The sequence below is a fragment of the Stenotrophomonas sp. STEN056 genome, from assembly GCF_056759635.1.
The window spans coordinates 1-13,423 of sequence record NZ_JBRRDL010000054.1 but is presented as its reverse complement, the minus strand read 5'-3'; the positions used below and the strand labels follow the sequence as shown (position 1 = coordinate 13,423).

Annotated in this window: 9 protein-coding genes; 3 read left to right on the top strand and 6 right to left on the bottom strand. The window is 64.7% G+C overall.

Translation table 11 applies throughout. The features are described from left to right. Positions 1-169 precede the first annotated feature (169 nt). The gene (gene rhlB / locus ACVOLO_RS17710; protein ID WP_481571640.1) at positions 170-1,843 is read right to left on the bottom strand and encodes an ATP-dependent RNA helicase RhlB; all 1,674 of its coding nucleotides are present in this window, start codon (positions 1,841-1,843) and stop codon (positions 170-172) included. Between the two features lie 197 nt (positions 1,844-2,040). Here rhlB and trxA point away from each other — a divergent pair, with 197 nt between their 5' ends. Together trxA and rho are read left to right on the top strand one after the other, a co-directional pair. Continuing rightward, positions 2,041-2,370 (top strand): thioredoxin TrxA, encoded by a 330-nt coding sequence (gene trxA / locus ACVOLO_RS17705; RefSeq protein ID WP_481571639.1) that lies wholly within the window; start codon positions 2,041-2,043, stop codon positions 2,368-2,370. Positions 2,371-2,601: 231 nt separating this feature from the next. Continuing rightward, complete coding sequence (rho, locus tag ACVOLO_RS17700; protein WP_481571638.1) at positions 2,602-4,362, top strand: transcription termination factor Rho; 1,761 nt, start codon at positions 2,602-2,604, stop codon at positions 4,360-4,362. Positions 4,363-4,430: 68 nt separating this feature from the next. Here the strand turns inward: rho and ACVOLO_RS17695 are convergent, their stop codons facing one another. The 4 genes from ACVOLO_RS17695 to ACVOLO_RS17680 form a co-directional block, all read right to left on the bottom strand. Next, positions 4,431-5,336, bottom strand: coding sequence for an aspartyl/asparaginyl beta-hydroxylase domain-containing protein (locus tag ACVOLO_RS17695; RefSeq protein ID WP_481571637.1), 906 nt, complete (start codon positions 5,334-5,336; stop codon positions 4,431-4,433). After that, positions 5,333-7,348: a DUF3413 domain-containing protein gene (locus ACVOLO_RS17690; RefSeq protein ID WP_481571636.1), complete on the bottom strand. Its 2,016-nt coding sequence runs from the start codon at positions 7,346-7,348 to the stop codon at positions 5,333-5,335. The genes ACVOLO_RS17695 and ACVOLO_RS17690 overlap by 4 nt, the downstream gene beginning before the upstream one ends. Before the next feature lie 328 nt (positions 7,349-7,676). Further along, the gene (locus tag ACVOLO_RS17685) at positions 7,677-9,044 is read right to left on the bottom strand and encodes an ATP-binding protein (RefSeq protein WP_481571635.1); all 1,368 of its coding nucleotides are present in this window, start codon (positions 9,042-9,044) and stop codon (positions 7,677-7,679) included. Positions 9,045-9,061: 17 nt separating this feature from the next. Beyond that, on the bottom strand, positions 9,062-9,745 hold the full coding sequence (locus tag ACVOLO_RS17680; protein WP_481571634.1) for a response regulator: 684 nt from the start codon (positions 9,743-9,745) through the stop codon (positions 9,062-9,064). A gap of 562 nt (positions 9,746-10,307) precedes the next feature. On the opposite strand from ACVOLO_RS17680, the gene ACVOLO_RS17675 reads away from it, so the two are divergent. Then, positions 10,308-11,156 carry a MipA/OmpV family protein gene (locus tag ACVOLO_RS17675; protein WP_481571633.1) on the top strand — a complete coding sequence of 283 codons (849 nt, stop codon included), beginning with the start codon at positions 10,308-10,310 and terminating at the stop codon, positions 11,154-11,156. 219 nt (positions 11,157-11,375) lie between these two features. Here the strand turns inward: ACVOLO_RS17675 and aceK are convergent, their stop codons facing one another. Then, the gene (aceK, locus tag ACVOLO_RS17670) at positions 11,376-13,100 is read right to left on the bottom strand and encodes a bifunctional isocitrate dehydrogenase kinase/phosphatase (protein ID WP_481571641.1); all 1,725 of its coding nucleotides are present in this window, start codon (positions 13,098-13,100) and stop codon (positions 11,376-11,378) included. Positions 13,101-13,423: the final 323 nt, after the last annotated feature.

The window sequence follows — 13,423 nt, the reverse complement described above, 5'->3', positions numbered from 1 at the left end:
CGCCCCCGCGGGGGCGGGCGGGGCGGGGCGCCCCCGCGCTCCCCGTGCCCCGCGCCCGCCCGCCCCGGGGGGGGCCCCGCCTCCCCGCCCCGCCCCCCCCCCGCCCCCCCCCCCCCCACTACCGCCTACCTGTGCGGCCTCCCCCTTGTTGGGGAGGCTTTCGCAGCGATCAGCTGCCGGACAGCATGCGGCGGATCTTGCGGCCCAGGCGGGTCAGGAACGAATCGTTGTCGCTGCCCCCGCGCATCGACTTGGCCTGCACCTGCACCGGCGCATTGGCCACGGCTGCCGGCGAAGCGGCGCCTTCGGCACCTTCCACCGGGCGCCCATGGCGACGACGGCGGCGCTTGCGCGGCGCGCGCTCGCCTTCCACTGCCGGGCTACCTGCCGCCGACGGCGCGTCGGTTGCAGCCGGGCGCGGCGGCTTCGGTGCGCCGGCATTGCCGGCCTGCTCGCCTTCCACGCGCGGCTTGCGCGGGCGACGCGGCTTGCCATCGGCACCACGCTCGCCACTGCGGCCGGAACCCGGCTTGCCGCCACGGCCACCGCCGCGACGCGCTTCGTCAGCCGCCTTCTGCTCGCGTGCCTCACGGAAGATCGCCCCGACGCTTTCACCTTCATCCTCCGCCTCAGCGCCTTCCACCGGCGCACGCTCCGGGCGCGGCAGCGGGGTCAGCAGCTCGCTGGTGACTGCCTCGACCGGGATCTTCTGCTCGATGTAGGCCTCGATGTCCGGCAGGCTCATCGCATAGCGTTCGCAGGCAAAGCTGATCGCGTCGCCCTCTTCGCCCAGGCGCGCGGTGCGGCCGATGCGGTGCACGTAGTCTTCGGCGTCGAACGGCAGGTCGTAGTTGTAGACGTACTTGATGCCGTCGATGTGCAGGCCGCGCGCGGCCACATCGGTGGCCACCAGGATTTCCAGCTGGCCCTTCTGGAAGCGGTTGAGCAGGGTTTCGCGCTTCTTCTGCGGCACGTCACCGGACAGCACGCCAACACGGTAGCCGGCCTTTTCCAGCGAGCGCGCGACGCGCTCGACAAACACCTTGGTGTTGACGAACACCATGGTGCGGGCGCCTTCACTGCGCGACAGCAGGCCCAGCAGCAGCGGCAGCTTTTCTTCATCGGCCGGGAAATAGATGCGCTGGCGCACACGGTCGGCGGTGACGTTTTCGGTCTCCACCACCAGCTTCTGCGGCTCGTTCATGTGCTCGTAGGCTAGTTCCAGCACGCGGTGGCTGAGCGTGGCGCTGAACAACAGCGTCTGCCGGGTGGTGCGCTCGGGCATGCGCCGCAGCAGGAAGCGGATGTCCTTGATGAAGCCCAGGTCGAACATGCGGTCGGCTTCGTCCAGCACGCAGATCTCGCAGGCGTGCAGCGAGACCACCTTGTGCTGCTTGACGTAGTCGATCAGGCGGCCGGGGGTGGCGATGATCACGTCCACGCCCTGCTGCAGCAGTTCGCGCTGCTTGTCGTAATCCACGCCGCCGTAAACCAGCGCAAAGCGCAGGCCGGTCTCGGCGGTGAACTTCATCGCGTCCTTATGGATCTGGATGGCCAGTTCGCGGGTCGGTGCCAGGATCAGCGCACGCGGGTCTTCCGGCTTGCGGTCAGCCAGCGCCGGGCGGGTCAACAGGCGGTTGACCACGGCCACCAGGAACGCCAGCGTCTTGCCGGTGCCGGTCTGCGCCTGGCCGGCAACATCGCCGCCCGGCAGCGCCACCGGCAGGGTCAGCGCCTGGATCGGGGTACAGCGGGTGAACCCTGCTCCTTCAAGGCCTGCGACCAGCGTCGGCTGCAGGTCAAAGGAGGAAAAAGTCACATCAGTCAGCGGTTTGTCGCTCATTTACTCTGTCTTTGTAGGGCCGGGCAGCCAGTGAGGCCGGGCGGCTTGCATCGATACGGGCACCGTCGCACACTGCGGCCCCTGCGCCGGGTCGCGCGACGTTGGGCTGTACCCTTTTGTCCGCGCAATGCCCCAGTTTACCGCAATGCGGCCGCCAACCCGGCATGGGTAGTCGCATTGCACCAGGAGACTCCCAAGTGAGCGATAAGGTTTTACACGTCGGCGACGCCGACTTCGACAGCGCCGTCCTGCAATCGAGCGAACCGGTCCTGGTGGATTTCTGGGCTGAGTGGTGCGGCCCGTGCAAGATGATTTCCCCCGTTCTGGACGAACTGGCCGAGGCCTACCAGGGCAAGCTGAAAATCGCCAAGCTCAACGTGGACGACAACCGCGCCACCGCGGTGAAGTACCACGTGCGTTCGATTCCGATGCTGCTGCTGTTCAAGGATGGCCAGATCCAGGCCACCCAGATTGGCGCCGTCGGCAAGGGCCAGCTGAGCCAGATGATCGACAAGGCCCTGGCCTGATCGAGCGAAACGGTCCGGCGGCCAGTTGCCGCCGGCCTTCCCGGGGCCGCCATACGGTGGCCCAACAAGGTTTCCCCGCCATCTTGCGGCCCCGCGCGTGGCGGTGTTAGTGTCGCTGCATCCGGCAGCTTTCGCCTGCCGCACCCTCCGGCCGGGTTCTCGACCGGATCATTCCCAACCAGTTCGCCGCCCCCAGGGCGCTCGCACGTCTTAGCGAGAGGAATCAAGCACTTGTCCGAGAACACTCCTTCCGAAACCGGGAGCGCCGACGCCCCCGTCGAGAAGCGCGTGCGCAAGCCGCGCGTTGCCAAGACCGCCGAGGTCACCGACACCAGCACCGCCAGTGCCCCGGCCCAGCCATCGCTGCCGCTGCAGGCCACGGCGCCGGCTCCTGCAGCACCTGTTGCTGCACCTGCCACTGAAAATTCTGCGCCGGCCGCTCCGGCTCCGGCGGCATCGGCCAGCAATGAAGCGCCGGCCCCTTCGGGCAATGCTGCCGAAGGCCAGCACGATGGCGGCGAAGCCCGCGCCGAGGGCAACCACCCGCAGCGCCACAACCCGCACAACCAGGGCCAAGGTCAGGGTCAGGGCAACCGCCGTGATCGTTTCCGCAACCGCCGCGACCGCGACCGCAACGGCCGCCCGCGCGATGACAATGGCATGCCCAACGACGGCGGCAACGACAACCACGTGCCGCGCACGGTACCCAGCGTCCCGGAAGGCTTCCCGGTCTACTCGCTCAGCGACCTCAAGCGCATGCCGGCGCAGAAGCTGCTGGAAATCGCCGAGCAGCTGCAGATCTCCGAAGGCGTGGCGCGTGCCCGCAAGCAGGATGTGATCTTCGCGCTGCTGAAGGTGCTGACCCGCCACGGTGACGGCGTTGCCGCCGACGGCGTGCTGGAAATCCTGCCGGACGGTTTTGGTTTCCTACGTGCGGCCGAAGCCAGCTACCTGGCCGGCCCGGACGATACCTATATTTCGCCCAGCCAGATCCGCCGCTTCAACCTGCGTACCGGCGACCACCTGTCCGGCCGCATCCGCTTCCCGAAGGATGGCGAGCGTTACTTCGCGCTGTCGATCGTGGACACCATCAACGGTGAGCCGATTGAAGCGTCCAAGAACAAGGTGCTGTTCGAGAACCTGACCCCGCTGTTCCCGCGCAAGCGCTTCACGCTTGAGCGCGGCAACGGCTCCTCCGAAGACATCACCGGCCGCATCCTCGACCTGATGGCTCCGCAGGGCAAGGGCCAGCGCGCCCTGATCGTTTCGCCGCCCAAGGCCGGCAAGACGATGATGATGCAGCAGATCGCCACGGCCATCACCACCAACCATCCGGAAGTGCACATGATCGTGCTGCTGGTGGATGAACGCCCGGAAGAAGTGACCGAAATGCAGCGCACCGTGCGCGGCGAAGTGGTCTCCTCGACCTTCGACGAGCCGGCCGCGCGCCACGTGCAGGTTGCCGAAATGGTGATCGAGCGCGCCAAGCGCCTGGTCGAACACAAGAAGGATGTGGTGATCCTGCTGGACTCGATCACCCGCCTGGCCCGCGCCTACAACAACGTGGTGCCCAGCTCCGGCAAGGTGCTCACCGGCGGCGTGGACGCCAACGCCCTGCACCGCCCGAAGCGTTTCTTCGGTGCGGCGCGCAACGTGGAGGAAGGCGGCTCGCTGACCATCATCGCCACCGCGCTGGTTGAAACCGGCTCGAAGATGGACGAAGTGATCTACGAAGAGTTCAAGGGCACCGGCAACAGCGAAGTGCATTTGAACCGTCGCATCACCGAGAAGCGCGTCTACCCGGCCATCGACATCAACCGCTCCGGCACCCGCCGCGAAGACCTGTTGATCGAACCGGAGCTGCTGCAGAAGATCTGGATCCTGCGCAAGCTGCTGCACCCGATGGACGAAATCGCAGCGATGGAGTTCCTGCTGGACAAGATGAAGAACACCAAGTCCAACGACGAGTTCTTCGGCTCGATGAAGCGCTGAGCCAGCGTGAATGCTTGAAAGCAATGCCCCGGGAAACCGGGGCATTTTTTCTGCGCGAATGCCGCCTGCTACAGCCGCCAGATGCCCACCACCACCGCCAGCACCAGGCTCCACTTGAGCAGGTGATAGGCCAGTGCGCTGCGCCTGCGCAGTGCCTTGGCCGTGAGACGGATGCGGTACAGCCCCGAGAACGCACGATTGATCAGGCCGGTGGGATCGCCGGGAAGATTGGGCGATGCACCGCCTGCCAGCAGCGTGGCAGCCACCCATCGATTGAACAGCCGGGCAGGTCCGAAACGCAGCGGGCGTGCCACATCGCAGAACAGGATGATCCGATCCTGCCCGGTCTGGTTGTGCGCATGGTGGATGTAGGTTTCGTCGAACATCATCCACTGGCCGTCGCGCCAGTGCTGCTTGATGCCGTCCACCACGATGTAGCAGTCCTCGCTGTTGGGCGTGCTCAGCCCAAGATGCAGGCGCAACGAACCGGCGAACGGATCGCGATGCGGGCGCAGTTCGCTGCCGGGTGGCAGCTGCGCGAACATTGCGGCCCGCACCTGCGGCATGGTTTTCAACAGAGCGACGGTCCGTGGACACAGCGCCTGCGCCGAAGGATGGGCCGGGCCGTACCAATGCAGGTAGAAGCGCTTCCAGCCACGCCGGAAGAAGGAGTTGAAACCGGCATCGTTGTAACTGCCGGAAGCCGCAATGCCCCCGGCATCACGCAGGGCGAGTGCTTCGTCGCGGATCACCTGCCAGTGCTGGCGCAGCAGTTCCAGTTGCGGGAAGTGCCGGGCCGGTTCCAGGAACGGCGTGGTGGGCACCCGCGAGCACAGGTACATGACGATGTTGATCGGGGCCATGAAGCTGGAGTGATCGAGCAACTGCCGTGACCAGCGGGCACGCACACGGCCGCGATGGTGGATGTACAGAACGCAGGCCACGAAGCCCAGCGCGAGCAGAACTTTGATCATCGCGCGTTGCTCCATTGCACGGGGCCGAGCAATTCCGTACCACGCACCTTGACGTCGGAATGGCCGCTGGCGTTTTCCGCGGCATGGATGCGAGGCAGGAAGCCGGATGCATGGCCTTGCCGGACCTCGCCCACCGATGCCCGCGAGCTGCCGTGGAAGCGTGACATCTGCTCCAGCATCGCCACCAGCGCGGTGTTGGGCAGACGTCGCTCTGCCCGGGCACTGAGGTCCGGTGCCAGCGTGCGGACATAACCGCCGGGCTGCACCACGCTGATCTCATCGCCGGAAACCACGGCATGGTTGTAGTAACTGCCCACGATCAATGCCTGGCGTGACGCAGAGGCATCCAGCAGATGCGCGCCCACGCTGTACTTGCGGAACGGCGTGGTACTGGCGAAGGCGTCGGCAAGCAGCGTGGGAGCCACATCAAAATGACTGGTGCGATGATGGACGTCACTGCCGGGCATGCCGGGCCAGCGGATCAGCAAGGGAACCTTTATCTGTACGTCGCTGAAGTTGCTGCCGTGGCCCCAGTAATTCTGGCCGTTGTCGTTGAACTCCTCGCCGTGATCGGAAGTGATGATGACGATGGTGTTCTCGGCCAGACCCTGTCGTTGCAGGGTATCGAGCACCTGCCCCACCTGCGCATCGACATGGTGCAAGGCATTGCGGTACAGGTTGCGGTAGCCGGTGGGATCCGTGCGTTGGTTCAGGCGCACATGGTCAACCCGTGTCCATGACGGTTGAAATGGCAACGCGCCGCCTTCGGGCACGCTGTAGCCATGCACGCCGTCGTAGAACAGGAAGCCAAAAAACGGGGTGCGTGGATCACGCTGCCGCAGAAACTGCTGGAAGCGGCCGGTGATGTGCTGGTCGCGCTGTGCGGGGGTGTCGCCCTGGGCACGCGGTGGCAGTTCCCGAACCAGCGAGAACACGGTTCTATCAAACGGCGGCTGGCTCAACGGTGCCGATGCCTGGATGGAGAATGCATAGCCCTTGTCGTGCATCGTCTGCATCAGTACCGGCGCTACACCACCACCGCGCACCAATGGCCAGTAAGTCACCGGCAGGCTGTAGAACAGGCTGAAGATGCCGGGCTGGGTGGCGTTGCCACCGCTGATGTGGTCACGGTAACGCTGCGCGCCTTCGGCAAAGACGGCGATGTGCGGCGTGACACGGGCATTCATCTCATCGTGCCGCCAACTGTCGATGACCACGACCAGTACGTTTGGACGGCAGGTGGCGCACGCATCATGCAATGGCTGCAGCGGGTATTGCAGCGCACTGTGCTTCGTCGCCGGAACGTCCAGACGGGTGCCTTCGACATAGGGCGAGCCGATGCCAAGCCGGTGCAGCCGTCGTTTGGCGGTCACCGGCGCATACAACGGAAACACATGGGTGTAGCCCGGGATCAGGGGCCGGTGGTGGGCGTCCTCCCACATGTGCAGGCCCTGCGAAAGCAGCAGGCATGCCGCAATCAAACCAAAGCCATGCCGCCGCCAGGGCCACGGCGTTGCGCGTGCGCCCAGGCGACGGGCAGCCCTGTTGAACAGGTATTGCAGCACCAGCAACACAGCCAGGGCGCCGACCACATACAACCAACTCACCCAGGACAGGGCAATGATGTCATCGCCCGCCAACAGCAGGTCGAGCACGAATCCATCAAGGTGAAAGCGGTACTGGCTGAACACCATGGCATCGACCATCAGCAACGATGCAACGCCGATGGCGATCAGCCCTCCCAGCGGCCGGAATGCGAATGCCGGCAGCCAGACGAACAGTGCGTGGATGCAGCCGGCCAGGATTGCAAACAAGCCAAACAGGCCAAGATGCGTGCACAGCAGGTAGACACCGGCCAGAGGGGCGCTTGCGGGCACCTCCACCCATGGCCAGTACGCCATGCCGATGGCGATGAAAAGCACGGCATTGATCAACCAGAAGTACAGGGACCAGGTGATGTTGCTGCGCAGCCAATGAGGCTGCCTGTCAGGCGGAAAGTGAGCGGATTTCAAGTGGGCTCCAAGACATGTGCGTCCCACAACGACGTTGCTGCGGGCATCCGGCATCGGTGATGGCGCGCCTTCGGGCAAACCATGTGCGCTTCCATTCGACATGGCCATGCTCAACGCACAGGCTTAGGAAAGGCTTAAGGCAAAGGCACTGCAGCCACGCAGTTCAGTGTTGGCCTGAGAGGCGATACGCGCCGCTTCGACGGCGTGATTGCAACGGGCACACCCAGGCGTGCACGACCTCGGCAGCGCAGTCATTGGAGAAGGATTCAATCAGGCCGTCGCGGCGGCCAGTGCGGCATGCGGGTGAGGACACCGCCTGCTTCGCGTTTCAGTGCAGCGGCATGTATACCGTCGCACACAGCCCGCCAGCGGGGTTGTTGTGCAGGCAGATGCTGCCACCGTGCCGTTCCACCGCCGACCTGGCAATGGAAAGCCCCAGGCCACTGCCGGACTGTGGCTGGTCGGCAATCCGATAAAACCGCTGGAACACCTGTTCCCGATACTCCGGTGCGATACCGGGGCCGTTGTCCAGCACCTGCAGCTGTGCCCACTCGCCGCATCTGCTCACCTGCACCGTGACCAGGCCCTGCGGCGGGCTGTACTTGATGGCGTTTTCCACCAGGTTGTCGACCAACGATGTCAGGCTTTCGCGCTCACCGCAGATGCGCACGGGTGATGGCTCGTTGAACAACAACTCCAGTTCCACACCACGTTGTGCAGCCAGTGCATCCAGCACCGCCATCCTGTCCTGGACCAGTTGTTCCAACGCCATGAGCTGCGGCGCGGCACTGGCCGCATCGCTGCGCATCAGCTTCAGCAGCTGGCCAACCATGCGTGTGGCCCGGTCGCTGCTGCGCAGCAGGTTGTCCAGCAGTTCCTGGCGTGCGGCTTCATCACGCGGTTGGCGCAGCGCTTCGGCATTGATACGCAGCGCCGCCAGTGGCGTGCGCATTTCATGTGCCGCGTCTGCGATGAAGGTACGCTCGCGTTGGGTGACTTCCGAAACCCGCTGCAACAAGGTGTTGATGCTGCTGACCAGCGGCCGCAGTTCACGGTGGCGTGGCTGGAAATTCAGCGGCTGCAGGTTCGAGGGAGCACGCATTTCGATTTCATGGCTGAGCTTCCGCCATGGGCGCAGCGCCAGATGGATCGAAAGCCAGGCCGGCAGCAGCAGGAAGGGCAGGCTGATCACCAACGGCCCCAGGTAGAAGCCATGGGTTCCGATGGTAATGGCCAGGCTCCAGCTGTCCGGCAGAGCCATGGTTACTTCCGTGCCAGCCGGCGACACCCGGCTCAGCGCTCGCCATGCCTTGCCATCCACTTCCAGGGTTTCCACCACGCCGAACTGATGATTGCGCAGCAACGGCACGTCGGGATTGGACTGGTACAACAGGCGACCATCCGAGCGCACATACATGATGGGACTGAACGTGGTGCCCGTATCGCCATCGCTGAAAGACGCCGCCAATGCCTTGCCCATCATCTGCAGCGCATGCTGCTGGCCCTGAGGCGAGTCAGCCAGGCTTTCGGTGGAGGCAAAGGCAACCTCATACAACGCCTGGTTGTGGAACAGCTCGGGAAGCTCGCGGCCTTCGACGATGACCAGACCGAGAATCGCCGTCCACAGCAATGTCACCAACAACACCTGCGCCAACAACAGACGTCGCAGCAGCGAGGGTTCAAGCAGACTACGCATCCTCCCTGCGATCCTGCTCATGTATTGCCTGCGTCTTCGCTGCCGGGCAACTCAAGGACATAGCCGATGCCACGGATGGTGCGGATGTAGTGGGTGCCAATCTTCCGGCGAAGATTGGAGACGTGAACCTCCAGGGTATTGCTGCCGGCGGACTGTCCCCCGGGCAATACCTGCTCCTCCAGTACGTGCCGCGTGATCACCCGACCAGCGCGCTTGAGCAACAGTGCCAGCAACTCGAACTCACTGGGTGAGAGCTCCACCTGCCGGCCCTCCACCACGACCCGCCGGGTCTGTTCGTTCAAGGACACTCCCCCGCGGGCGATGACGCGATCCTCAAGGCCATAGCTGCGCCGTGCCAGTGCTCGGGTACGCGAGAGCAGCTCGGCCAGATGAAAGGGTTTGACCAGGTAGTCATCGGCGCCATTGTCCAGGCCGTACAGACGGTCATTCACGCTGTCGCGGGCACTGAGGATGAGTATCGGCAACTGGGTGCGCTCCCGGCGCAGGCGCAACAGCAGGTCCAGCCCGGAGCCATCGGGCAGGCCGATGTCCAGCAGCACCATGTCGTAGGCATGTTGCTCCAGTTGTCTTGCCGCGTCGGCCACGCGACGTACCCAGACCACACTCATGCCCTGTTCGGACAAGGCCAGGCGAACACCGTTACCGAGTTCAAGGTCATCTTCAACGAGCAACAGGTTCATGGGGCATGGCGAAGTCCAGGGCAGCGCAACGCTAATACAAGCACGGCACGATTGCTGCCCCCGGCCTTAAGCAACTCTTAAGAAAATCCCAAGGACGGCTTAAGGATCGCAACCGAGACTGGCTCCACGCCCTCCCCGGAGCCGCTGCTTCTCTCTGCAGTACCTGGGCAGGGGCGGCCTAATCCGTACCGAGATCGCCCGTTTGAAGCTGCTTTCCGCCCTCGCCGTCTCCAGCCTGCTGCTCCTGCAATCGTGCAGCGTGCATGCCTCCGCTCCGCCTGCTTACACACAGGCCAATGCACCGGATGCACGCCTGCAGCCGGCCGGCAGCGCACTGACGCTCAGCTGGCAGCTCCGCCTGGGGTGCATGCCTGCCGCAGGACATCGCTGGGTGGCCCTGCATCGCACGGACGCCACACCCCTGCACGGCCCACACCTGCAACTGGTGTTCTGCCTGCCATTTCCAGCAATCAGCGCGGTTCGGAAATAACACACGGCCCGGTCCCCCAGCGCCGGGCCCTGCCCTCCCCTGCTGGGAAAACGAAAGAAAAAAGGACGATTGATGATTGGATTCACTCGCACGGCCTGCGTCAGGCCACGCCATGTACTGGCCATGTCCTGCATGCTGCTGGCGCTGTCCACCCTCGCTGCTCCGGCCAGTGCAGCCGATGAGGTTGAACAGGACAACGGCAACACCCTGATGCTCGGCGCCGGTGTCGCACTGGAGACCAAGTACCCCGGCTCGAAGGACGACCGCGCCAGTGCCGCCATTGCCGTGGACTACAGCATGGCCAACGGCTTTTTCGCCAGCACCCTGCGCGGCCTCGGCTGGGAGGGAGGCGCCGGCCCCTTCAACTACAGTGCCGCACTGGCCTACCGGGATGAGCGTGTGGACAAGGACGACGGCCACAGCTTCTTCGGCGGTTTTGGCAGCAGCGGCGGCGATGAGCTGCGCGGCATGGGCAAGACCGATGATGCCGTGCTGGCCCTGGTCAGCGCCGCATGGGTACCTTCGCGTTGGCTGGGCGTATCGTTGACCGTGGAGGCGCCGCTGTCCAACACCGGCACCGGACGCGCCTACCACCTGGGCCTGGGCTCGGTGCTCTATTCCAGCGACCGCCATGAGATCAGCGTCAACCTGGGCGGACATGCCGGCGACCGCGACTACATGCAGACCTATTACGGTGTCACTGCCGCGCAGTCCAGCACCTCCGGCTTCCGGACGCACACCCCGAAGGCCGGCTTCTACGCAGTCAGCGGCAGCGTGGACTGGACCTACCAGTTCAACCGGAACTGGGGCATTGCCACCTCCGTGGGTGGCGAGAAACTGCTGGGTGATGCCGCTGACAGCCCCATCGTCCGCCGCAAGCATGTCCCCTCGGCGATGGCCATGGTGACCTATACGTTCTGAGTGCGGCTTTGCCGAGCTCCGTCAGCCAAGCCACCCTCCGGGGGCTTGGCCAGGTTTGCGGTTGCACCTCACCTTCTCCCCTGCCGGCAACATCCCGCGCCGCGCAGACAACACCCGGGGGATCGCACGCCCCTGCGCTCACCCGCAAACGGAGAGGTTGAAGGCAACCGCCGGGTTCGTTGCGATTCCTGATTGCGATTCGCGAATCCCAACGCCCGCTCACGCCACCCGCAGCGCGCGCGGGTACGGCGGAGTATCGGGAAAGCTGCCCTGCCGGAAGCCGGCCTGCAGGCCTTGCCACCAGCTTGGATCGAACAACTCAGCGTGCTTCTCGCACACCAGCTCCAGCAGCGGCGCCGGCAACCCCATGAACAACGCGAAGCGCTCCGGGAACACGTCATTCGGTGCGACATGGAACCAGGGCTCACCGGCCATCGCCTCTTCCTCGTTGCGCGGCGCCGGCCACGCGCGGAAGTTGCAGTCGGTGACCAGGCACAACTCATCGTAGTCGTAGAACACCGCCCGCCCATGCCGCGACACCCCGAAGTTCTTCAACAGCATGTCGCCGGGGAAGATGTTGTTGCAGGCCATGTCGCGGATGGCCTGGGCGTAATCCAATGCCGCCGAACGTGCTGCCTCTGCACCCTGTTCACGCAGGTACAGATTCAAGGGACGGAAGCGACGCTGCACATAGCACAGCGAAATCACCACATCGTCGCCCTCGATGCGCACGCTCTGGCTGCACTGGTTGACCAGTTCGTCCAGCAGTTCCGGCGCAAAGCGTTTGGTCGGGAAGCGCAGGTAGCGATAGGGCTGTGCATCCAGTAGGCGGCCGATGCGGTCCAGGTTGAACACCAGCGCGTACTTCTCCTCCACGTCCTGCCGGCTCATGGTCTTGGGCCAGGCAAAGCGATCGCGGATGAGTTTGAACACCAGCGGATAGCTGGGCAGGGTGAACACCGCCATCACCATGCCGGGCGTGCCGTCGGCATGCACCAGGCGCTCGTTGCCGTGCTGCTGGAAGTGACTGAAGAAGGTGCGGTAACGCTCGGTCTTGCCCTGCTTGGCACGGCCCAGCACGGTGTAGATTTCATCCACCGGCTTGCCCGGCAGGAGGCTGCGCAGAAATACCACCGCATCGGCCACGGTCGGCAGATCCGCCTGGAAGTAACTGCGCGAAACACCGAACAGATGCGCCACATCGCGGCGCCGGCTCAACACGGCTTCGACACGGATGCCATCACCATCGTTGACCAGGGCGATCACACACGGCGAAAAACGGTGTTCACCGAACACACGGCCTACCAGGTAGGCACGCCGCTCCCGGTAGAACACGGTTTCCAGCAACTCGATGGCCCGCACCGGATACGCGCCCCAGTGCGCGAGGTCGTCCTGCAGGCGCACCGCGATGGCCGCCGCACAGCGCAGCTGGTGTTGGTAAGGCACATCGAACGCGTAGTCGGACAACAGGCGGGAAAACGCATCGGCCGGCCGCGCCTCGGAGACCGCATACACATGGCGCGCCACCGGATGGGTGATGGCGTCGGACGGCTCGATGTCCAGGGCCATGAACTCGATGTCGTCGTTCACGCCATGGGTAAGGAACAGGCGACGGGTCAGCGTGTTGTAGAAGGTCTTGTACAACTCGCAGTCGATGCGGCTGGCCACGCGCTCATTGAAGCTGGCCTTCACATCGCGCCACAGCGCCTGCGTGGCAGGCTGCTCGCCCAGCAATGCGCGCAGTTGCCGGCTGCACCGGGCAACGCATGCGTCATATAGTTCGGTACGTTCCACCGCATCGGATTTGGCGCCTGCCCAGTCAAGCGACTGGAACCGCCCGCGCGCGCGCCGGGTGATGTCGGCAAACCCCGTGTGGTATTGCTCGAAGCCTTCAGCAATGCAGGCCGCGATGCGTTCGGCCAGCACCGGCGCGCTCACTGGCAGGCTCCCGTGCAATTCAAAGGGTTCACCGGGACGTTGTGGAAGCAGTGCGGATGCATGGCAGAAGCACGTGGGGTTTTCCTGACCATACGCTTGTGGCCGGGAATCGGGAATGGGGGTTGGGGCGAGGATTCGGGATTCGGGATTCGGGATTGGGGATTCGCCAAAGCGGATGGCCAAGATATGCGGCGAAACGCGGTGTTTTTGTAGGAGCGGCTTCAGGCCCGGACCCGCGACAATGTCGGCGTGCGGGGTCCGACCGGCCGACCCAGTTGGGCGTGGTTCGCGGCTGAAGCCCCCCCGAACCTCGGACAAATCGGGGCAAC